The organism is Variovorax frigidus (assembly GCF_051216515.1).
Lineage (GTDB): Bacteria > Pseudomonadota > Gammaproteobacteria > Burkholderiales > Burkholderiaceae_C > Variovorax.
This window is the reverse complement of the sequence record NZ_JBPJZF010000008.1, coordinates 257,517-279,065: the sequence shown is the minus strand read 5'-3', so window position 1 is coordinate 279,065 and position 21,549 is coordinate 257,517. Positions and strand designations below refer to the sequence as shown.

18 protein-coding genes are annotated in these 21,549 nt (G+C 59.2%); all 18 read left to right on the top strand.

What is annotated here, in order from left to right:
• Positions 1-57: 57 nt before the first annotated feature.
• The 18 genes from orn to ACSFBC_RS24425 all read left to right on the top strand — a co-directional run bounded on the left by orn (position 58) and on the right by ACSFBC_RS24425 (position 21,382).
• Positions 58-654 carry an oligoribonuclease gene (gene orn, locus ACSFBC_RS24510; RefSeq protein ID WP_435512939.1) on the top strand — a complete coding sequence of 199 codons (597 nt, stop codon included), beginning with the start codon at positions 58-60 and terminating at the stop codon, positions 652-654.
• A gap of 242 nt (positions 655-896) precedes the next feature.
• On the top strand, positions 897-2,870 hold the full coding sequence (locus tag ACSFBC_RS24505) for a DEAD/DEAH box helicase (protein ID WP_435512938.1): 1,974 nt from the start codon (positions 897-899) through the stop codon (positions 2,868-2,870).
• 330 nt (positions 2,871-3,200) lie between these two features.
• The gene (locus ACSFBC_RS24500; protein ID WP_435512937.1) at positions 3,201-3,986 is read left to right on the top strand and encodes a hypothetical protein; all 786 of its coding nucleotides are present in this window, start codon (positions 3,201-3,203) and stop codon (positions 3,984-3,986) included.
• A 73-nt stretch (positions 3,987-4,059) separates the two neighbouring features.
• Entirely contained in the window at positions 4,060-6,351 is a 2,292-nt protein-coding gene (locus ACSFBC_RS24495) for a YjbH domain-containing protein (protein ID WP_435512936.1), read from the top strand.
• Positions 6,352-6,430: 79 nt separating this feature from the next.
• Positions 6,431-7,672, top strand: a complete 1,242-nt coding sequence (locus ACSFBC_RS24490; protein ID WP_435512935.1) for an oligosaccharide flippase family protein — start codon at positions 6,431-6,433, stop codon at positions 7,670-7,672.
• Positions 7,672-8,181 carry an acyltransferase gene (locus ACSFBC_RS24485; protein ID WP_435512934.1) on the top strand — a complete coding sequence of 170 codons (510 nt, stop codon included), beginning with the start codon at positions 7,672-7,674 and terminating at the stop codon, positions 8,179-8,181. Before ACSFBC_RS24490 ends, ACSFBC_RS24485 begins: the two co-directional genes overlap by 1 nt.
• Before the next feature lie 250 nt (positions 8,182-8,431).
• Positions 8,432-9,598 carry a hypothetical protein gene (locus tag ACSFBC_RS24480; protein WP_435512933.1) on the top strand — a complete coding sequence of 389 codons (1,167 nt, stop codon included), beginning with the start codon at positions 8,432-8,434 and terminating at the stop codon, positions 9,596-9,598.
• 51 nt (positions 9,599-9,649) lie between these two features.
• Positions 9,650-10,723, top strand: a complete 1,074-nt coding sequence (locus tag ACSFBC_RS24475; protein WP_435512932.1) for a glycosyltransferase family 4 protein — start codon at positions 9,650-9,652, stop codon at positions 10,721-10,723.
• 10 nt (positions 10,724-10,733) lie between these two features.
• Entirely contained in the window at positions 10,734-11,876 is a 1,143-nt protein-coding gene (locus tag ACSFBC_RS24470; RefSeq protein WP_435512931.1) for a glycosyltransferase, read from the top strand.
• Positions 11,869-12,921 (top strand): polysaccharide biosynthesis protein, encoded by a 1,053-nt coding sequence (locus tag ACSFBC_RS24465; RefSeq protein WP_435512930.1) that lies wholly within the window; start codon positions 11,869-11,871, stop codon positions 12,919-12,921. Before ACSFBC_RS24470 ends, ACSFBC_RS24465 begins: the two co-directional genes overlap by 8 nt.
• A gap of 3 nt (positions 12,922-12,924) precedes the next feature.
• Positions 12,925-14,052: a UDP-2-acetamido-2,6-beta-L-arabino-hexul-4-ose reductase gene (gene wbjC / locus ACSFBC_RS24460; RefSeq protein WP_435512929.1), complete on the top strand. Its 1,128-nt coding sequence runs from the start codon at positions 12,925-12,927 to the stop codon at positions 14,050-14,052.
• A 19-nt stretch (positions 14,053-14,071) separates the two neighbouring features.
• Positions 14,072-15,208: a non-hydrolyzing UDP-N-acetylglucosamine 2-epimerase gene (gene wecB, locus ACSFBC_RS24455; protein ID WP_435512928.1), complete on the top strand. Its 1,137-nt coding sequence runs from the start codon at positions 14,072-14,074 to the stop codon at positions 15,206-15,208.
• A gap of 4 nt (positions 15,209-15,212) precedes the next feature.
• Complete coding sequence (locus tag ACSFBC_RS24450) at positions 15,213-16,436, top strand: glycosyltransferase family 4 protein (RefSeq protein ID WP_435512927.1); 1,224 nt, start codon at positions 15,213-15,215, stop codon at positions 16,434-16,436.
• Entirely contained in the window at positions 16,433-17,041 is a 609-nt protein-coding gene (locus ACSFBC_RS24445; protein ID WP_435512926.1) for a sugar transferase, read from the top strand. The genes ACSFBC_RS24450 and ACSFBC_RS24445 overlap by 4 nt, the downstream gene beginning before the upstream one ends.
• Positions 17,038-17,700 (top strand): acetyltransferase, encoded by a 663-nt coding sequence (locus ACSFBC_RS24440; RefSeq protein ID WP_435512925.1) that lies wholly within the window; start codon positions 17,038-17,040, stop codon positions 17,698-17,700. The genes ACSFBC_RS24445 and ACSFBC_RS24440 overlap by 4 nt, the downstream gene beginning before the upstream one ends.
• Positions 17,701-17,705: 5 nt before the next feature.
• Positions 17,706-18,881: a DegT/DnrJ/EryC1/StrS family aminotransferase gene (locus tag ACSFBC_RS24435; protein ID WP_435512924.1), complete on the top strand. Its 1,176-nt coding sequence runs from the start codon at positions 17,706-17,708 to the stop codon at positions 18,879-18,881.
• Positions 18,878-19,243: a VanZ family protein gene (locus ACSFBC_RS24430; protein ID WP_435512923.1), complete on the top strand. Its 366-nt coding sequence runs from the start codon at positions 18,878-18,880 to the stop codon at positions 19,241-19,243. Before ACSFBC_RS24435 ends, ACSFBC_RS24430 begins: the two co-directional genes overlap by 4 nt.
• 189 nt (positions 19,244-19,432) lie before the next feature.
• Positions 19,433-21,382: a polysaccharide biosynthesis protein gene (locus ACSFBC_RS24425; protein WP_435512967.1), complete on the top strand. Its 1,950-nt coding sequence runs from the start codon at positions 19,433-19,435 to the stop codon at positions 21,380-21,382.
• Positions 21,383-21,549: the final 167 nt, after the last annotated feature.

Genomic DNA, 21,549 nt, shown 5'->3' with positions numbered 1-21,549 from the left:
TAGCCCCCGGCCCGTGCATCCCCGCGGTGCCCGTACACCTTCGACGACAATCCGGCGATGTCCGAATCCATCGCTCCGACCCCCGCCGCACCCGTCCCCACGCTGAAGAAGAGCGACCAGAATCTGGTCTGGCTCGACTGTGAAATGAGCGGCCTCGACCCCGAAAAAGAACACCTGCTGGAGATCGCCGTGGTGATCACCGGCCCCAACCTCACGCCGCGCATCGAAGGCCCGGTGCTGGTCATTCACCAGAGCGACGCCGTGCTCGACGCGATGGACGCCTGGAACAAGGGCACCCACGGCCGCAGCGGCCTGATCGACAAGGTCAAGGCCTCGACCATCGATGAAGCGGCCGCCGAGAAGCAGCTGATCGAGTTCATCTCGCGCTACATCCCCAGGCAGGGCTCGCCCATGTGCGGCAACACCATCGGCCAGGACCGCCGTTTCCTGGTGAAGTACATGCCCAAGCTCGAGGCCTACTTCCACTACCGCAACCTCGACGTCAGCACGCTCAAGGAACTGGCCAAGCGCTGGAAGCCCGCGGCCTACACCAGCTTCAAGAAGCAGCAGGCGCACACCGCGCTGGCCGACGTGCACGAGTCCATCGAAGAGCTCGCCCACTACCGGACGACCTTTCTTCGCCTCGAAGACTAGTTTTTCCTTACAGCGTTAGGTAAAAACCCCGGGGTGTGCCATAATCGCTGGCTTCGCTGCACAGTGCAGCGTTTCTCGCATCTCCCTATCTTGCACACCGCGCCCGATGAACGGGCCGCAGCCAAGGCAGGCCTCCGGTAAACGGGTGGTCATGGCTCTTGCTGAATGTCGTTGGATGGTTGATGTTTTTAACCACCCGACGGGGCGCCGCCTACGGCAGCGCTCGCGTATGAGCTATCTACATGACCGACGCTTACATCCAAGCGCAGGGCGATTCCGCGCCTGTGCAATCCGCTGACGACTTCGCTGTTGTCATTGAATCCAACGCTGCCGACGTGCAAGTCCTGTACGACGTCGCCGAAACGGCCGACGTTGCCGACATCGCCATCGTTGCCGACATCGACGACGCCGAGCCGGCCGCCGAAGAAGCACCCAAGCTGCCCAACGGCTTCGTGCGCCTCGGCCTGGCCGCCGAACTCGTTGCTGCCGTCGCCGACCTGGGCTTCGACCAGCCGACCGCCGTGCAGGACAAGGTCATCCCCCTTGCACTGACCAGCTCGGAAGAGGGCAATGCCCGCTTCATCGACCTGATGGTGTCGAGCCAGACCGGCAGCGGCAAGACCGCCGCCTTCCTGCTGCCCGTGCTGCACACCCTGCTCAAGCAGGAAGCCGAAGCCGAAGCGGTTGCCAAGGCCGAGTTCCAGCGCCTGGCTGCCGAAGCCATCGCCCGCGGCGAAGCGCCCCCCAAGAAGGCCAAGCGCAAGGACCCGACCAACACCCGCAACTTCAAGGCCGCCACCCCCGGCGCCCTGATCCTGTGCCCGACGCGCGAACTCGCGCAGCAGGTCGCACACGACGCCATCGACCTGGTCAAGCATTGCCGCGGCCTGCGCGTGGCCAGCGTGGTGGGCGGCATGCCTTACCAGCTGCAGATCGCCAAGCTGCAGAACGCCAACCTCGTGGTCGCCACGCCCGGCCGTCTGCTCGACCTGCAACGCTCGATGCAGATCAAGCTCGACCAGGTGCAATTCCTGGTCGTCGACGAAGCCGACCGCATGCTCGACCTGGGCTTCTCGGACGACCTGGCTGAAGTCAACCAGCTCACCGTGGCACGCAAGCAGACCATGATGTTCAGCGCGACCTTCGCGCCGCGCATTCAGCAGCTCGCCACCCGCGTGATGCGCCAGCCGCAGAAGATCCAGATCGACTCGCCGCAGGAAAAGCACGCGAACATCAAGCAAGTGCTGTTCTGGGCCGACAACGTCCAGCACAAGCGCAAGATGCTCGACCACTGGCTGCGCGACACCACCATCAACCAGGCCATCGTGTTCGCCAGCACGCAAGTCGAGTGCGACGGCCTCGCCAACGACCTGCAGCAAGACGGCTTCAGCGCCGTGGCACTGCACGGTGCCCTGAGCCAGGGCCTGCGCAACCGCCGCCTGATGGCGCTGCGCCAAGGCCAGGTGCAGATCCTGGTGGCCACCGACGTTGCCGCTCGCGGCATCGACGTGCCGACCATCACCCACGTCTTCAACTTCGGCCTGCCGATGAAGGCCGAGGATTACACCCATCGCATCGGTCGTACCGGCCGCGCTGGCCGCGACGGCATTGCCGTGACCTTTGCCGAGTTCCGCGATCGCCGCAAGATCATGGACATCGAGCATTACAGCCACCAGCAGTTCAAGGCCGAGACCATTCCTGGCCTCGAATCCCAGCAACGCATGCCGCAATCGCGTCCGCAAGGCGACTTCGCCGGCCGTGGCCGTGACAACAACAGCCACTCGCGTGGCGGTGAACGCAAGTTCGGTGGTGGCGGCGGCGCAGGCCCCCGTGGCAACTTCGGCGGCGGCGGCAACTTCGGCGGTGGCGGTAACGACCGCGGTGGCAACGAGCGCAGCTATGCCGGTGCCAGCAGCTTCAACGACCGCGGCCCGCGTGGCGCGGCACCGGGTGCCCGTCCGCACCATGGCCACAACGCCGGTTTCGGCGGCGGCCGTGAAGAAGGCGGCGGCGGTGCAAGCTATGGCCGCAAGCCGGGCTGGGGCGACAGCGCTCCGCGCGGTGCCGGCGGCCCGTCGCGTGGCGAAGGCTTCGCTCCCCGCAATGAAGGTTTTGCCCCCCGTGGCGAAAACTTCGCGCCCCGTGGCGCAGCCGGCGGCGGCAAAGTGTTTGTTCCGCGCGACGCAGCCAAGCGGGCATTCAAGCCCAGCCGCTAATTAAATAGTATTCAACTTTCGAGTTGACCAAGGCCATGGAGTCACCCTCGGGTGACTCCATGGCCTTTTTTATTGCTTTCGATTTACTTTTTCGGCCCCGGGGTTTCACCGGCTTGCGGTCTGCCACAAATAGGGGATGCGCGCCGATTCGGGGCTGATACACTCGCGTCGCAACCGTTAACAATCGTCGAAATGACGAATTATTCGGTGCTTCCCCCCGCCTTATTCCTCTGCTTCGACTTGATCGACGGATGAATTCGTGCAGTTTTCAATTGTGCCTGGCACGCTTCGCGCACCGGGTTCCCCAGTCCTCACATAGCGGAAATCTAGATGACAAACTTCTCGCAATCGGCACGCGCCAAGTTCCTGGTTTCGGCCGTAGCCCTTCTCAGCCTGGCTGCATGCGGCGGCGGTGGTGGCGGCGGTAACGGCGCAGGTGCAGAAATCTCCGTCAGCGGCACGACGGCACGCGGCGCGGCCCTGGCCAGCGCCACCATCGAACTGAACTGCGCCAACGGCGCCCGCGTCGTGAGTTCGTCGAACACCAACGGCGGCTACACCAGCAACCCTGTGGCCATCACCTACCCCTGCATCGGCACGGCCAAGGCTGGCGCGATCACCTACCGCGGCATCCTGTTCTCGAGCAACATTGCCAACTTCACGCCCCTGACCGACATCCTCGTCGAGACGGTGCTCGCGGCCTCCGCGAGCGGCAGCGCCGGGCTCACCCTGGAGCAGTTCCTGGCCAAGGTCCGCTCGGACAGCACCTTTGCCGCCAACGTGAGCTCGTCGACCGCTGTGGCTTCGTACCGCGCTGCCGTGCTCAAGGTGGTCAAGGACCAACTGGTCGGCTCCGGCCTGACCAGTGCACAGGCCGACGCCATCATCGCCGCGGCCGGCAACTTCGAATCGACCAGCTTCACCATCGGCTCGCCGCTGGACAAGGTGCTCGACAACACCGCTTCGGTGCTGCAGAACACCGACGGCACGCTGAAGGCCGCCATCCTGGCTATCGCCAAGGCTGCAGGCGACGCACTGCCCGTTCCCGCCTCGGGCGGCACCGGTGGCACGGGCGGCACGGGTGGCACCGGCGGCACCGGTGGCACCGGCGGCTGATCGCGCACCGTACCCGCAATCGCCAGTCCTAGCCGCCGCCCTCGCGCTGCTCGGTCTGGCGGGCGCGGCGGCGGTGCCCCCAGCCCACGCACAGATCGCGCCCTCGCTCAATGCGAGCGGCGCGACCGGTTTATCGGTAACCCCTACGGCGCAGCTGCTGCGCTGGGGGAGTGCGTCGCTGGGTTACGACAATGAAGTGGTAGGGGGCCCGCAACGGGCGCCCTACGGCACCAGTGGCCACAACCTGGTGGCGGGCTTCGGCCTGTTGCCCAATCTCGAGGTGTCCGGCCGTATCGCCGCCAGCACGTTCAACACGAACTGCTACACCGACAACTGCGGCATTCGCGACCTCTCGTTCAATTTCAAGGCCGGCGCCCCGCTCGACCGTGATGGCCGCTGGCAGATCGCCGCGGGCGCCACCGACCTGGGCGGCCAGACCAGCAACTTCCGCTCCCTGTACGGCGTGCTCACGTACACGCCCGTCGACCCGCTCGACCTGACCGTGGGCTATGCCCGCCGCGGCACCGCACGCAACGTCAGCACGCCGCTCGACGGCCCCTTCGCCAGCGCGGCCTACCGTCCGTTGCCCTGGCTGCAGACCCACATCGAATACGTCGACAGCCAGGCCTGGGCCGGCGCACGCATCTACGCACCCTCCGAATGGCTGCCGACCGGCTGGTCGGCGCACGTCGGCGCCAATGTTCGGCTTCGCGGCGACGAACGCAGCGCGCGCAGCTGGGTGAACGTCGGCCTCACCGTGCCTCTGTACAAGGTGCCCGACAGTCGTCCTGCCGGCATGCCGACCGTCACCACCACGACGACCACGGCCACCGTGTTCCCTTCCGCACCGGCCCAGCCGGCGCCGTCGACCGAACGCAAGGCCTTCTCGCAAGATGGCCTGCGCGTGTCCGACGTGCCCTTGCAACCCGATCTGTCGCCGCCCAACGTGGGCCCACGCCCACCGGCGTCAGCGCTGCTCAGCGTCGCGCCCACCGCTTCGGCGGAGACCCTCGCAACGGTGGCGACCCATGCCGCCGCCGCATCGGCGCCTCCGCCGACCGCGCCCGTGACCGACGAGCAGCTCGTCGCGCTCGGCGAGGCGCTGCGCGCCAAGGGTTTCGAGGACATCCGTGTGGGCCGCGCGCCCGACGGCGCCGTGGCCGTGCGCGTGAACAACGCCAGCTACAACGTCAACACGGCCGATGGCCTGGGCGTGGCATTGGGCGTGATCGCACGCAACCTGGCTGCACAGCGTGCGGGCTACCGCCTGGTGTTGATGCAGCGCCAGCTCGACATCGTGGGCGTGACCGGCCAGGCCGACTGCCTGGCACAGTGGATTGCCCTCGGCCCGGCGCGCTGCACCGCAGGCCAGCTCTACACCCCCGGCACCACGGCAATCGGCGCGTTGCTGGCCGATGCCCGCTGGGTCGTCGACGGGCGTTCGCCCAGCTGGGCCACGCCGCGCATCATCCTGCAGCCGGTGATTCGCAGCGCCGTCGCCACGGAGTACGGCGTGTTCGATCATTCGCTGGCGTTGCGCGCCATGCTGCAGCAGCCGCTGTGGTCGGGCGCCTGGGCCGAAGTGGCGGGCAATACGCCGCTTCACGACTCCGACGACTACAAGCAAGGCCAGGTCTTCGGGCGGAGTCGCTTCGTCGATCAGGTCGACCGCTACATGGTCCACCAGATGTTCCGCCTGCCGGTGGAGCATCTGTTCGGCAAGGACAACGCCCAGACGGCCGCGATGTGGGGCGCCAACGCGCTCACGGGCCACGTGGCCGCCGGCCGCATCGATGCCAACTACCGCGGTGCGTATGGCGAAGTGCGCTGGGAGCCGGGCGAGGGCCGCCACCGTCTGCATGCGGAAGCAGGCCGTTTCGAACGCATCCAGTACTACGACGCCAACCTGCCGATTCATTCGCGCACGGCGCTGGCGAGCTATCGCTATGCCTACACACCCACGCGCACCTACGCGGAGGTCACGGCAGGGCAGTTTCTCTACAACGACCGTGGTGTGCGTTTCGGCATCAAGCAGTGGTTCGACGACGTCGCCATCACGCTCTATGTGCGGCGCACCAAGTTCGAGTGGGCGGCAGCCTCGCGGACTTCGGCCGGCATCGAGCTGTCGATTCCGCTCACGCCGCGTCGGGACATGTCGCCGACCTACCCAGTGCAGGTGACGGGAAATCCGAGGTGGTCGTATGGCATTGAAACCGTCATACGCGAAGGTTCCAATGTGCTGAGCACCAACCAGGGTGTGGGAGCCAATGTTTCCATGCTGGATCGGACGTTCAACTTTGATAGAAGTGGATTAATTTATTTTGAAGACGCAATGCCAAGAATTCGCAGCGCGGCGCGGCAATGATGAGCGGCTTATCATTTTTGCCTTTGCATCTTTAATCTGATAGCGAGCGAGAAGGCGTGCTTTACTTTTTAACAAATTCATGACTACTGCGGTATTGGCTAGGAGTGCATTCTGGACATTACTTAGCCATCTTCTATCGAGAGGGGCGGTAATGGCTGCCGCGATAGTTCTCGCCCGATCTCTAAATGCGAATGATTTCGCGGCGTATAGTTATTTTCAGTTGTCTGTGTCGGTTTTGTCGGCGTATGCCTCACTTGGGCTTGGTGTAGCTGCATCTCGTTTTTTTGCCGAAATAGAAGTCTCTGAGCGTGATGAGTTTCCTCCTGTGCTCACTCTCTGGACCTTATCTATATTTTTGGCGGTTGCGGTATTTTTTGTAATATTGTTGCTCCCTTCAAGTTTATTGAGTTCCAATCTTGCAATTCCAAAATGGATGTTCGCTATAGGCGTGATGGTGTATGTTTTGCAAATCGTTCCGTCTGGCGCGATATTGGGACTGGAGAAATATAAGGATGCTGCAAAAATATCTGCGATGTCGGGAGTATTCGTTCTTTCGGGCGTCCTGATTGCTTCATCTGAATCGTCGCCTTGGATTGCAATAGCTGCCTTGATTGGGGGCGCAGCTGTCCAGTTTCTTGGAGAGTCAGTTATCGTTTTTCGAAGCGTTCCAAGAAATGTTTGGCGTTTTATCCGTGTCAGGTTTTTGCCGGATTTGAGAGCTATTCTCAAACTTGCCGGGCCGATGCTTGGTGTGTCCCTATTGGCTGCATCGGGCACTTGGATCTTGGGGAGATTTTTGCTCTCCGGAGGAAACGGGACAGCGGAGTTTTCGATGTATTCGATTGGCCTTCAATGGTTTTCCTTAGTCCTGTTGCTGCCCGGCATGGTTTCACGTGTCATCTTGCCTCGTATTGTTCGAGCTAGTACCTCTCCGGGTGGTGGCGTCCAAAAGCTAACAAGGCAAGCTGCGGGCCTGGCCGCTCTGACGGCCGGTGGTATTGCACTGGTCGGAATTTTGTTGTCCTCGTACATAGCCAAGTTATATGGGCCCTTATATGCCGAGAGATACGGAGTGCTGGCGGCCTTCTTGATCGCAGGTGCGTTAAGCTCCGTTGTGAACACGATTGGAAATGCCATTGTGGGGCGCAATGGCCAGAAGGTGTGGTTATTTTTAACAGCAGTTTGGCTTATTTCGATCGTTGTTATTGGATTCGAAACCCGAGGGCTAGGCGCGATTTCGGGAGCCATCTCCTTGGGTGGCGCTGCATTAGTTCACACGCTTTTGACCTTGGTGATGGCGCGACGAATGGGAGTGCTTTAATGGTGAGCTCGAAAAAACTATTTCTTGTTTCTTTTTTATTTAAGCTGCTGCCGCCTACTCATTTGTTTGGCATGAAGAGACGTCTGCTTATTTGGGCTGGTTTGTCCATCGGTGATCAAGTAAAGATAACGTCCAGCACTAAATTTTTAATCACTGGCGATTTATCCATTGGGCGTGAGTCTTGGGTGGGACATGAGACTCTATTTGTTGGTGGAGATGCTGCTGTTTGTATTGGTTCCTATTGTGACATCGCGCCTCGAGTCGTGTTTTCCACTGGATCTCATCAGATAGAACGAGTTGGAAATAGAGTTGCGGGGAAAGGATACTCGAGTCCTATAAAAGTAGGGGACGGATGCTGGATTGGCTTAGGAGCCACGATCTTGGGTGGGGCGACGATTGGCGACCGATCAATTGTTGCAGCAGGGGCCGTAGTAAAGGGGACGTTTCCTGCAGAAGTGATTATTGCAGGAGTGCCTGCTCGGATAATTTCTAGTATTCACAAGGAGTAGCTCTTTCATGCAGCGTGATGATTTCGCTCTTGCTGAGCGCCTTGTAAAAGTCAATTTTTGAAATTAGCCTGGGTTTGAAAGCGTGCGTATAAGATCGTCCGGTCTCTTTGGTTTTTTGCTGGTTGTTGCAGTAGTTTTGCGAATTGGCGGAGGATCGGTTGCGGATCTCAGCTATTTGGTTCTCGCGTTATATGCCTTGTTGGGGCGTGCGCAGGTCATACATGCTCTTTCGCTTTCCTGGCTGTTTACGATGGGAAATCCATATTTCCTCCCAGAAGGTAGCGGGGGCGGGGCGTGGCGGTATTTTGTAATTCTTGCCGCTGTGGTTTCTACATTGATTAGAGAGCGCCGAGCTGACACTGGCCAGGCCTCAAAGTTAATGGTTTCAACTGCGGTATTTGCACTCTTTATTCTTCTGCACTCGATCTTTTTTAGTCCTCAACTTGATGTGTCGGTTCTTAAGCTGATGTCATGGGCTGCAGTAGTTTTAGTTCTACTTTCAGCTTGGGGCGGGATGTCAGCCGAACGACGTCAAAAGACCTTTGCTGCGCTAGAACAATCACTTGCGGCATTAATGCTTTTTAGCCTTCCTTTGCTTGCCTTGCCAGAGGCTGGCTACCGTGTAAATGGACAAGGCTTTCAAGGTGTGCTGAACCATCCTCAGGCTTTCGGGCCCATCGCTGCCCTGGCATGCGTTATATCCGCAACAAAAATTCTTGGAAATTCAAACTTTCAGTGGTCAAGTGTATTGTTCTTCATCCTTAGTCTGATGTTGGTTTTTTTGTCAGAGGCAAGGACTGCAGGGCTGGCCATGGTCCTCGGAATCGTCGCTGCAGTTGGGGTATTTTCGATTGTAGGCAAAGGAGCTCTGGCGAAGCAATTTTCTGGATTGGGGAATGGAAAGGGCTATATTTTACTTGCTGGTGGTGGGTTGGTTCTTATTCTGACTGGGCCGCTAATTGCGTCTAAAGCGGCGGATTTTGTCCTTAAGCGGGGAGATAGTACAAGTTTCCTTGATGCCGCTGACGCTTCGCGTGGCGCGCTTGTGCAAAAAATGTTGACTAATATTCAGACTAACCCTTGGGCCGGAATTGGATTTGGTATTGCTTCGGATGTCGAGTCGATGGAGGTTATTCGCGATCCAGTATTTAATTTGCCAGTGAGCGCGATTGTGGAGAAAGGGGTTATGCCTATAGCGGTCCTTGAGGAACTTGGAGTATTTGGTGCTTTGACAGCATTTTTTTGGCTCGCCATTATGCTAATGGCCGCAGTGAAAAATGGAGTTCCGGCTGTCGCTTTATTTTTGACAATAGTTTTTCTGAACCTTGGGGAAGCAACTTTTTTCTCGGTCGGTGGGACTGGATTGGTGTTGTTGGTGTTTTTTACCTCCACCTTATTTCAATGCCGGAAGGTATAGGCATCGTAAATGCTTAATATTTGGTTTTGGCAAAAAATAGTAAGCCCTCATATGTCTGAGCTTGCCGTGGAGTTGGCGAAACTTGGCCATAAGGTGACATACGTGGCGGAGCGGGAGATTTCTGAAATTCGAGTCCGCACTGGATGGAGTGTCCCAAAAATGCCAGGCGTCGAAATAAGATTCGCGCCTGACGCCCAGGCCGTTTCAAGCATTGTGGCGGAGGCGCCGGCTAACTCGATTCATATCTGTCAGGGCTTGAGGCGAAACGGCATGGTTGGCGTGGCGCAGCGTTATTTGACTAAGCGGCGGCTCTTTCAATGGGTAGTGATGGAGACTGTAAATGATGCCGGGCTTTTAGGGCTACTAAAGCGCTTGGAATACCGGCGGCTGTTTATGAGGCATGGGCGCGCAATGCGGGGAGTTTTGGCAACAGGTTCACGTAATGCAAAATGGGTGGTTTGCCGTGGATTTCCGGGGGAGAAAGTTTATCCGTTTGCATATTTTTTGCCAAACAATGATTTTCAGCCTGTCTGTGAAACGCCAGATAGGGTTGTAGTTCGGATTCTTTTTGTAGGACGTCTTGTCCCTCTTAAACGAGTCGACTGGATTATAAATTCTTTGGCTAAAATTGAGAAAAAGAACGTAGAACTATGGGTGGTCGGGGCCGGCCCTGAGGAAAAAAGGCTACGCTTGCTTGCCGACGACCTGCTAAGCGGGCAAGTTAAATGGCTCGGGCAGCTTCCTTTGCAAGAAGTTCCTGTGGTAATGAGCCAAGTTGATTGCTTAGTATTGCCCAGCACTCACGACGGTTGGGGTGCAGTGGCCTCGGAAGCGCTAATGGAAGGAACTTCCGTTATCTGCAGCGATACTTGTGGTGTAGCAGAAGTGGTGCGAAGGAGCGGTAGCGGCGGCGTTTTTAAATCTAGAGATTTTTCAGAACTAGTCAAATTGCTTTCCGCGCAAATAGACCTCGGAGTGACGTCAGATGCTCGGCGCAACGAATTAAAGGTCTGGGGTCGATGCTTGAGCGCAAAGGCCGGAGCAAGGTATCTCAGCGAAATTGTGGGCGCTGATCTCGGTCACACTATGCGGCCTTCTTCTCCGCCATGGGGTAAAAATGCATAGAAGTGCAATTTTGATTTTTACGCAGTATTACCTTCCCGGATTTCGAGGTGGCGGGCCAATTAAAACTATTTCAAATCTTGTGTCCTCTCTTGGCGACGAATTTGAATTTCTTGTTCTAACCGGGGATAGAGATCTTGGCGAAAAAAGTCCATACTCTTCAGTTTCGATTGGAAAGTGGACTGCGGTCGGCAAGGCTAAGGTTTTCTATGCGAATTCTGGAAAAGGCTATTTCATTGATGTAATTCGTCAAATTAGAACTAATAAAATAGACATTCTCTATCTGAATAGTTTTTTTTCCTTTAGATCTAGCATTTTTCCTATATTGGTTGCGAAGATATTTAGGAGGAACTTGCCGATTGTTCTCGCTCCTAGGGGGGAATTTTCAGAGGGGGCTTTGGCGATCAGGTCGAGTAAAAAGAATATCTTCTTAGGAGTGGTGAAATGTTTGCGAATCTACAGGGGTGTGGTATGGCAAGCATCTACCGATCATGAGTTAAAAGATGTCTCCCGGGTTATTGGGGTTGATGCAAATTGCAGGGTCGCTATTAATATATCCCTCCCAAAAGATGAAGTGCTGTTGCCGGCTTGTCGAGAAGGTGGGGTGTTTAAAATTATATTTCTTTCTAGAATATCAAGAAAGAAAAATTTGCTTGGCGCAATAAATATGCTTTATGGGATGCGTGGCCGTGTCTGTCTCGATGTTTATGGTCCAAAAGAGGATATTGGTTACTGGGATGAGTGTTTTGATGCTGCTTCTAAGTTGCCTGTAAATGTCGATTTTAAGTATTGCGGCGAGGCTGTTCCGGAGGATGTCTCAGGAATTTTGGCGCGCTATGATCTATTTTTTTTCCCGACGTACGGCGAAAACTTCGGGCATGTCATTGCTGAAGCTGTATCGGTGGGGTTGCCTGTTCTCATTAGTGATTTAACCCCATGGAGAAATCTTGAGGAAATTGGTTTGGGTTGGGATGTGTCCTTGGCTGAACCTGAAGTCTTTTTGAAGCACATTGAAGATTGCTGTGAAATGCCAATGGAGGCTTATCTTCAATGGAGAAGATCAATTCGGCAATGGGCTAGAGATAATCTTGGAAATGAGGAAGTAATGGAAGCGAATAGAAATCTTTTTCTGCAGCTGGGGGTGTCGCATGCGTGATGCTTTCGATGGCGAAGTGTTGCTTTTGACTGGCGGTACTGGATCTTTTGGAAATGCAGTGCTGAAGAGGTTTTTGAATTCCGCAATTTCTGAAATCCGAGTATTTAGTAGAGATGAAAAAAAGCAAGATGATATGCGAAAGCGTTACAATCATCCAAAACTTCGTTTTTATCTCGGGGATGTCCGTGATGAGCGTAGCGTCTCGTCTGCAATGCGAGGAGTGGACTATGTATTTCACGCCGCTGCACTGAAGCAGGTGCCGTCTTGTGAGTTTCATCCGATGCAGGCGGTCAGGACAAATGTCTTAGGGACTGAAAATGTCTTGGAGGCGGCCGTTGTTGCTGGTGTTAAGCGTGTGGTTTGTCTTAGTACAGATAAAGCGGTTTACCCCATCAATGCGATGGGAATTAGCAAGGCCATGATGGAGAAAGTTATGGTCGCGTCGAGTCGAAACCTTGAGGGGACCAGCACCGTTATCTGTGGGACTCGATATGGCAATGTAATGGCCTCGCGTGGCTCGGTGATTCCATTATTTGTTGATCAGATCCGTGCCGGGCAACCGATCACGATCACCGATCCCGAGATGACGCGTTTCATGATGACCTTGGCCGACGCGGTCGATCTGGTGCTTTATGCGTTCGAGCACGGAAATAACGGTGACATCTTCGTTCAGAAGGCGCCAGCCGCTACGGTGAGAGTTCTCACGCAAGCCATCTTGGAATTGATGGGTAAACCTGATCACGAAGTCCGCGAGATCGGTACTCGCCATGGAGAGAAGCTTTATGAGGCGCTTCTCGGACGCGAAGAAATGGCCTGTGCTGAAGACATGGGTGACTACTTCCGAGTGCCGCCCGATGCCCGCGATTTGAATTACGCGAAGTTCGTGGAAGAGGGCGAGCAGCGCTTGACCCGTAGCTCGCACAACGAGGACTACAACTCCCACAACACCACGCGCCTGGATGTCGAGGGTATGAAGAAGCTGTTGTTGAAGCTCGACTTCATGCAGCGCATCTCGCGCGGCGAACACGCCCTGGCCGAGGACTGAGTCGTGAAAGTCTTGATCACGGGGGCCAACGGCTTCATCGGTAAGAACCTCCGGCTGCATCTGGCCGAGCGAAAATCGCTGGAGGTCGTGTGCTTTGCAAGAGGCGATGACGTCGCCGAGCTGCCTGCGCTGCTCGAAGGTGTCGATTTCGTCTTTCACCTGGCGGGGATCAATCGTCCTCAAGACCCGAAAGAGTTCGTTACGGGTAACGTCGATCTGACGCAAGCGCTTTGCGATGCGATCGGCTCCAGCGTGTCGTCGAGCAGCCAACCTGTTTCCGTCCTCTACACCTCGTCGACGCAGGCAGCGCATCAGAATCCCTATGGGGAAAGCAAGCGCGGCGCAGAAGAAGTCTTGCTGACTGCGGCTCGCAGCGGAAAGATCAAGGCACACGTGTTCAGATTGCCGAACGTGTTCGGCAAGTGGTGCCGGCCAAACTACAACTCGGCGGTCGCAACGTTCTGCCACAACGTCGCGCGCGATCTGCCCATCCAGATCAACGACCCTTCGGCGCCTGTCACGCTCGTCTATGTGGACGACGTCATCGATCGTTTTTTGCAGCTGATGGATGGTGCCGATGCTGCGCCAGACGCCAACGGCTTCACCTCCGTTTCGCCGCAGTACACCACCACTGTGGGCGAGCTTGCGAGCCAGATCCAGGCTTTCAAGGACAGCCGCGCCAGCCTCGTCACCGAGCGCGTGGGCACAGGCCTGGTGCGAGCGCTCTACTCGACATACGTGAGCTACCTTCCCGTCGAGTCCTTTGCATACCCGCTGCAGAAACACGGCGATGCGCGCGGGGTGTTTGTCGAGATGCTGAAGACGCCCGATTGCGGGCAGTTCTCGTTCTTCACCGCACATGCGGGCATCACCCGCGGCGGGCACTACCACCACAGCAAGACCGAAAAGTTCCTGGTCATCAAGGGGCAGGCGCGCTTCAAGTTTCGGCACATGCAGACGGGCGAGACCTACGAACTCCTTACGGACGGCGAAACGCCGCAGGTCGTGGAAACCGTGCCTGGCTGGACCCACGACATCACCAACGTCGGAGCGGACGAAATGGTCGTGATGCTATGGGCCAATGAAATTTTCGACAGAGCTCGGCCGGACACTTTCGCCTGCCCGCTCTGATCGCTTCCAAGTCCTTTCCATGAAAAAACTCAAGGTACTCACCGTTGTCGGCACGCGGCCCGAGATCATTCGCCTGTCCCGTGTATTGGCGCGTCTCGATGAACATTGCGAGCATGTGCTCGTCCACACCGGCCAGAACTACGATTACGAACTCAATCAGGTCTTCTTCGATGACCTGGGTGTTCGCAAGCCCGACCACTTCCTGAACAGCGCGGCTGGCAGCACGGGCGCAGCCCACACCATCGGCAACCTGATCATTGCCGTGGACCAAGTGCTTGCACAGGAGCAACCGGAAGCGATGCTTGTCCTGGGCGACACCAACAGCTGCCTTTCTGTCATTCCCGCCAAGCGGCGAAAGATCCCGATCTTTCACATGGAAGCAGGCAATCGCTGCTTCGACCAGCGTGTGCCCGAGGAGACGAACCGTCGGATCGTGGACCATACGGCCGACGTGAATCTCACCTACAGCACCATCGCTCGCGACTACCTGCTGCGCGAAGGCCTGTCGCCGGACCTGGTGATCAAGACCGGCAGCCCGATGTTCGAAGTGCTGACGCACTATCGACCGAACATCGACGCTTCGGATGTGCTCGAGCGTCTGGATCTCACGGCAGGGCAGTACTTCGTAGTCAGCGCCCACCGCGAAGAGAACATCGAGTCGCCTCAGTCCTTCGGTAAGCTGGTCGATGTGCTCAATGCGGTTGCGGAGGACCACGGCCTTCCCGTCATCGTGTCGACCCATCCGCGCACGCAGAAGCGCATCGATGCCACCGGCGCGAAGTTCCACGCCAATGTGCAGTTGTTGAAGCCCTTGGGCTTCCATGACTATGTCAAGCTGCAGATGTGTTCACGCGCGGTGCTGTCGGACAGCGGCACGATCAACGAAGAATCTTCGATCCTGAACTTCCCCGCGCTTAACTTGCGGGAGGCCCACGAACGGCCCGAGGGCATGGAAGAAGCGGCTGTGATGATGGTCGGACTTGAAGTCGCACGGGTGCGGCAAGCGCTGGCCGTGCTGGCGACCCAGCCGCGTGGCGAGGAGCGCAGCTTGCGCCAGGTCGCCGACTACAGCATGCCGAATGTCTCAGACAAGGTGATTCGCATCGTCCACAGCTACACGGACTACGTGAATCGCGTTGTGTGGAAGAAGTACTGAGCACATGGCGACGCGTGTACTTTTGTTGACGCAGTGGTTCGATCCCGAACCCACGTTCAAGGGCATCGTGTTCGCTCGCGAGCTCGTGCGCCAGGGCTTCGAGGTCGAGGTGGTGACGGGTTTCCCGAACTATCCGGGGGGTGTGGTGTATCCCGGCTATCGCATCAAGTGGCTACAGCGCGAAGTGATCGATGGCGTTCAGGTCACGCGCTTGCCTCTGTACCCTGATCACGGTCAATCGGCTATCAAGCGGGTGTTGAACTACGCCAGCTTTGGTGCTTCGGCACTGGTCTATGGACTGTTCTTCGCTCGCCGGCCTGCCGTGATGTATGCCTACCATCCACCGCTGACGGTGGGCATCGCGGCGGGGCTCATCCGCCTGATCCGGCGTGTTCCTGTGGTGTATGACATTCAGGACATGTGGCCCGATACGCTCCGCGCCACCGGCATGGTGAACAGCGAGCGTGCGCTGCGCGTCGTTTCGGCCGTATGCAACTGGGTCTACCGGCGGATGGACCACATCGCTGTGCTGTCTCCGGGATTCAAGACGCTTCTCGTTCAGCGCGGTGTGCCTGTCGACAAGATCGATGTCATCTACAACTGGGCCGACGAGGCTTCCTTGAGCGCTCCTTCGGGCACAGTGCCGGCTGCATTTCCGGAGGCCGATGCATTCCGGATCGTCTTCGCCGGGAACATGGGCAAGGCGCAGGCGCTCGACGCCGTGCTGGATGCCGCGCTTCTCCTGCAAGAGCGGCAATCGCGTGTCTGCTTCGTCCTGCTGGGTGGCGGCGTGGAGGTCACGCGGCTGCAGGCGCGCGCATCGGAGTTGGGGCTGCGCAATGTCGTCTTCCTGCCGCCGGTTCCCATGCAGCAGGTCGGCACCTTGCTGGGGGCGGCGGATGCCTTGCTGGTACATCTTCGCGCCGATCCTCTGTTCAAGATCACCATTCCATCCAAGACGCAGGCCTACATGGCCGTCGGCAAGCCATTGCTGATGGCGGTGGACGGCGATGCGGCCGATCTGGTGAGAGATTCGTCGGGCGGCGTGGTCGCGGCATCGGAAAACGCCGAAGCCCTGGCCGCCGCAGCTGACTCCCTCGCGGCAATGGCACCCGAAGCTTTGACTGGGATGGGCGAGAACGCCCGTCGCTATTACCGGGAACATTTGGCGTTGGAAGTTGGCGTCAAGCGCTTCGGCCACCTCTTTCATCGTCTGGCGGCTTCATGAAAAGACTGTTCGATCTGATCGTTTCGGCTTCGGCACTGCTGTGCCTAGCCTTGCCGTTGCTGCTGCTGATGTGGTTGGTGAAAAGACGGCTGGGAAGCCCGGTTTTCTTCAGTCAGCTGCGCCCAGGCCTGCATGGACGTCCTTTCCGGATGCTCAAACTGCGGAGCATGAACGAGGCGCTTGGACCGGATGGCCTGTTGCTGCCCGATGCTGAACGCTTGACGCCTTTCGGCCGTTTCCTGCGCTCGAGCAGTCTCGACGAACTGCCCGGGCTGTGGAATGTCCTCAAGGGCGACATGAGCCTGGTCGGCCCTCGTCCCTTGCTCGTCGACTATCTGCCACTTTACTCCGCCGCACAGGCTCGGCGACATGAGGTTCGCCCCGGCATCACCGGCTGGGCCCAAGTCAACGGCCGCAACGCATTGAGCTGGGAAGACAAGTTCAAGCTCGACGTCTGGTATGTCGACAACCGGACGCTGTGGCTGGACCTCAAGATTCTGTTTCTCACCGTGCGCAAGGTGCTGGTGCGGGATGGCATCAGTGCCGCGGGCGAGGCCACGATGTCTCGATTCACCGGGCAACCCTCCCGCGATTCCGGGTCATGACCGCAGCCTTGTATGCCGTCTACGGTGCCAGCGGTTGTGGCCGGGGTGTCATGCCGCTTGCGCGGGCGCAGCTGCGCAATTTCGGTGTTCCGGATGACCGCTTGGTCTTCGTGGATGACGGCGCAGAAACCAAGATGGTCAACGGCCAGCGTGTGTTGAGCTATGCGGAATTCCTCGGTGAGCGAGCAGATTCGCGCCATGCCGTGCTTGCCATCGCCAATGGGACCGTGCGTGAAAAATTGGCCGCGCGCCTGGTCGCCGATGGCATCGTCGCTTGGACGGTCGTCGCGGCCAATGTCGTGACCATGGACGACGTGGTGATCGGCGAGGGCGCGGCGCTCAGTCCCTTTGTCACGATCACTTCCAACATTCGCATCGGCCGGCATTTCCACGCCAACCTCTACAGCTACGTCGAACACGACTGCGTGATCGGTGACTTCGTCACCTTCGCTCCAGGCGCCAAATGCAATGGCAACGTCGTGATCGAAGACCATGCCTACATCGGCGCCGGTGCCGTCATCAAGCAAGGCCGGCCCGGTAGGCCCCTGGTGATCGGGCGTGCTGCGGTGGTGGGCATGGGCGCGGTCGTCACGCGCGATGTGCCCGCTGGTGTCACGGTCGTCGGCAATCCCGCCCGACCTCTACTCATCAAAGATTGAATCCCGTGTTGAACTCTCCTTTTTCCCCCTGGCCCAGCTTCACCACCGAAGAGGCCGATGCCGTGCAGCGCGTGCTGCTCTCCAACAAGGTCAACTACTGGACCGGCACCGAATGCCGCGAGTTCGAGAAGGAATTCGCCAGCTGGTCCGAGACCGCGCATGCGGTCGCGTTGTCCAACGGCACCCTGGCGCTCGATGTCGCGCTCAAGGCGCTGAACATCGGCCCGGGTGATGAAGTCATCGTCACGCCGCGTACCTTCATGGCCAGCGTTTCCTGCGTGGTCACGGCTGGCGCCACACCGGTGTTCGCCGAGGTCGATGCAGACAGCGGCAATTTGTCCGCGGCCACCATCGCCAAGGTCGTCACACCTCGCACCAAGGCCGTCATCTGCGTCCATCTGGGCGGCTGGCCTTGCGACATGGACCCGATCATGGCCTTGGCGGCCGAGCACGGCTTCAAGGTCGTCGAGGATTGCGCGCAGGCGCATGGCGCGCGCTACAAGGGCCGGGCGGTGGGCTCCATCGGCCATATCGGCGCCTGGTCCTTCTGCCAGGACAAGATCATGACCACAGGCGGCGAAGGCGGCATGGTCACGACGAATGATGAGGCGCTGTGGCGTGCGATGTGGGAATACAAAGACCACGGCAAGAGCTACGAGGCCATCTACGAGCGCCAGCACCCACCGGGTTTCCGTTGGGTGATCGAGAGCTTCGGCACCAACTGGCGCATGCTCGAGATCCAGGCGGTCATCGGACGCATCCAGTTGCGCCGCATGGCCGACTGGACGGCGCAACGCACGCGCAACGCAGAAGCCATTGCTGCGGCCGCGAAGCCGTTCAGCGCGGTGCGTGTGCCGGTGCTGCCAGAAGGCAGCGTGCATGCGCAGTACAAAGCCTACGTCTACACCCGGCCCGACCGGCTCGCGCCGGGCTGGACGCGCGACCGCATCGTCGAAGCCATCAACGCCTTGGGCGTGCCGTGCTTCCAGGGCTCCTGCTCCGAGGTCTACCTCGAGAAAGCCTTCGACGATACGGGCTGGCGCCCGGCGGAGCGTTTGGCGGTCGCACGTGAACTGGGTGACACCAGCCTGATGTTCCTGGTGCACCCCACGCTCACGGCGGCCGAGATCGACAAGACCTGCGCTGCCATTCGCGAGGTGCTGGCGCAGGCGAGCGCATGAGCCTTCGCTGGCGCATGCCGAGCATCACCACGTGGAGATGTCTGCTGGCCATCGCCATGCTCGCCTTGCTGGTGCTCAGCCTGATGCCGCCGGCACCGCTCATGCCCACCACGGGCTGGGACAAGGGCAACCACATGCTCGGTTTCGCGGTGTTGGCGATGCTCGGGCATGCGGCTTGGCCGGGCCGCACCTGGACCGTGCTGTTGGGGTTGCTGGCCTACGGCGGCTTGATCGAAGTGCTCCAGTCCTTTACGCCCGATCGCTTGGCCGAGTGGGCCGATCTGCTGGCCGATGGGGTCGGATTGCTGGTGGGCAAGGGCTGCGCGTTGTTGTCAATGCACCGACGCAGGTTACCCGAATGAAAACTAAAGACTGAAGTTCACTGCATTTTTCAGGCCGTCCCATGAAGAGGGGAGTGCCGTTGTCATGATATCGAGACACAATTGGGCAACAGTCGACCAAATTGTGTTCGAGCTAGGAGTTTCCCGTTGATCAATCGTTTGGCAGAGCCTTTGCTCGGTCTGCCGCGCGCTGCCAAGCGCCTGCTGGCACTGGCCGTCGACGCCAGCCTGTGTGTTCTTTGCGTCTGGCTCGCCTTCAGCCTTCGCTACGAACAGTGGGTCGCCCTGCGCGGTGTTCAATGGACGGCCGTCGGCATGGCCATTGTGATGGCGCTTCCCTTGTTCGTGGTCTCGGGTTTCTACCGTGCCATCTTTCGATACGCGGGTGGCGCGGCGCTGTTGGCTTTGGTCAAGGCGTGCACGTTGTTCATGGTGGGCTATGCGCTGATGTTCAGCTTCGTCGGGGTGCCCGGCGTCCCGCGCACTATCGGAGTGATCACTCCGCTGCTGTTGTTTCTGGCCGTCGGAGGGTCTCGTTTGTTAGCGCGCTACTGGCTGGGCGGTTTATATGTGAGCACGCTGCGACGCAAGACATTGCCGCAGGTCGTCATCTACGGCGCCGGTGGTGCAGGGCGTCAACTCAGTGCCGCCCTGGCCCACAGCCAGGACATGGTCGTGCGGGCCTACATCGACGATGCCGAGCACCTGCATGGCAGCACGCTGAACGGCGTGCGCATCCATCCCTTGCGTTGGCTCAAGCTGAACAGCGCGGCACTGGGCATCACCGATGTGCTGCTGGCCATGCCCGCTGCGAGCCATCAGCGCCGCGCTGAGATCCTGAGCGAACTGCTGCCCCTTCATCTGCATGTGCGCACGCTGCCCGCCATGGCCGACCTGGCACATGGCCGCGTGCAGGTGCAGGACCTGCATGAAGTCGACATCGAAGATTTGTTGGGTCGCGACCCGGTGGCGCCGGTCGATGACCTGCTGCAGCGGCCGATCCGCGGGCAGGTGGTGCTGGTCACGGGCGCGGGTGGTTCCATCGGCAGCGAGCTGTGCCGGCAGATCGCGATGCAGTCGCCGAGCACGCTGTTGCTGGTCGAGTTGAGCGAATACGCGCTCTATGCGATTCATCAGGAGCTGCTGCAGTCAGCGCCGGGCCTGCGCGTGTTGCCCCTGCTGGCGTCCGTGCGCGACGAGGCTCGCATGCGCGAAATCATGAGCACCTGGCGCCCCGACACCGTCTACCACGCTGCCGCCTACAAGCACGTGCCCATGGTCGAGCACAACCCGGTCGAAGGTGTGAAGAACAATGCCCTGGGCACGCTGATCACGGCGCAGGCCGCCATGGCCAGCCAGGTGCGGCGCTTCGTTCTGGTCAGCACCGACAAGGCCGTGCGGCCGACCAACATCATGGGCGCGAGCAAGCGCGTGGCCGAGATGGCCCTGCAGGGGCTGGCGCAGCAGTCTGGGCAATCGGGCACCTGTTTCTCGATGGTGCGTTTCGGCAATGTGTTGGGCTCGAGCGGCTCCGTGGTGCCGCTGTTCCGCAAGCAGATCGAGGCGGGCGGGCCCATCACGCTCACGCATGCCGACATCACGCGCTATTTCATGACCATTCCCGAGGCGGCCCAACTGGTGATCCAGGCGGGCACCATGGCGGTGGGTGGCGATGTGTTCGTGCTCGACATGGGCGAGCCGGTGCGCATCATCGATCTGGCTCGACGCCTCGTTGAACTTTCAGGGCGCACCGTGCGCGACGAGGCCACGCCCGACGGCGACATCGCCTTCCATATCGCCGGCCTGCGGCCTGGCGAAAAGCTGTACGAAGAGCTGCTCATCGGGGATAACGCCATGCCCACGGCGCACTCGCGCGTGATGAAGGCGCATGAAGATTGCCCACCTTGGGAAGAGTTGTCGCGGCTGTTCGGCTTGCTGAATGCAGCGCTGTCGAAGAACGACGTGCCCGCGCTCAAGACCGTGCTCAAGCAGATGCTGCCGGGTTACCAGCCGCATGCCGACGTGGTCGATTGGGTGCATCTGGAGCACCAGCGCACACCCGCAGTGCCCTCGCTGGCCGACCGTCGCCGCAACCTCCAGACCTATGCCGACAGCGGCTGGTTGCCGGTAGAGCCGGAGGCGTTGGATGTACCGGCTTGATTGCTTCGGCGCGACGAATGTGATGGGCAGGTAGCCCCATCGCTCGATGAACGATGCCCCGCCCAAGCGGGGCATTTTTCATGGGGCCAAATGACAGGTAAAAGCTCTTTATGCATGGAGGCCTTGCCTGGCTCCCTCTCCCCCCGGGAGAGGGCAGGGGTGAGGGC

Excerpts from the sequence above, each read along its gene's own strand:
- ACSFBC_RS24490 (WP_435512935.1), top strand. The coding sequence starts at position 6,431 with ATGACTACTGCGGTATTGGCTAGGAGTGCATTCTGGACATTACTTAGC.
- ACSFBC_RS24430 (WP_435512923.1), top strand. The coding sequence starts at position 18,878 with ATGAGCCTTCGCTGGCGCATGCCGAGCATCACCACGTGGAGATGTCTG.
- ACSFBC_RS24500 (WP_435512937.1), top strand. The coding sequence starts at position 3,201 with ATGACAAACTTCTCGCAATCGGCACGCGCCAAGTTCCTGGTTTCGGCC.
- ACSFBC_RS24480 (WP_435512933.1), top strand. The coding sequence starts at position 8,432 with ATGGGAAATCCATATTTCCTCCCAGAAGGTAGCGGGGGCGGGGCGTGG.
- ACSFBC_RS24465 (WP_435512930.1), top strand. The coding sequence starts at position 11,869 with ATGCGTGATGCTTTCGATGGCGAAGTGTTGCTTTTGACTGGCGGTACT.
- wecB (WP_435512928.1), top strand. The coding sequence starts at position 14,072 with ATGAAAAAACTCAAGGTACTCACCGTTGTCGGCACGCGGCCCGAGATC.
- ACSFBC_RS24485 (WP_435512934.1), top strand. The coding sequence starts at position 7,672 with ATGGTGAGCTCGAAAAAACTATTTCTTGTTTCTTTTTTATTTAAGCTG.
- orn (WP_435512939.1), top strand. The coding sequence starts at position 58 with ATGTCCGAATCCATCGCTCCGACCCCCGCCGCACCCGTCCCCACGCTG.
- ACSFBC_RS24440 (WP_435512925.1), top strand. The coding sequence starts at position 17,038 with ATGACCGCAGCCTTGTATGCCGTCTACGGTGCCAGCGGTTGTGGCCGG.
- ACSFBC_RS24505 (WP_435512938.1), top strand. The coding sequence starts at position 897 with ATGACCGACGCTTACATCCAAGCGCAGGGCGATTCCGCGCCTGTGCAA.
- ACSFBC_RS24445 (WP_435512926.1), top strand. The coding sequence starts at position 16,433 with ATGAAAAGACTGTTCGATCTGATCGTTTCGGCTTCGGCACTGCTGTGC.
- ACSFBC_RS24475 (WP_435512932.1), top strand. The coding sequence starts at position 9,650 with ATGTCTGAGCTTGCCGTGGAGTTGGCGAAACTTGGCCATAAGGTGACA.
- ACSFBC_RS24450 (WP_435512927.1), top strand. The coding sequence starts at position 15,213 with ATGGCGACGCGTGTACTTTTGTTGACGCAGTGGTTCGATCCCGAACCC.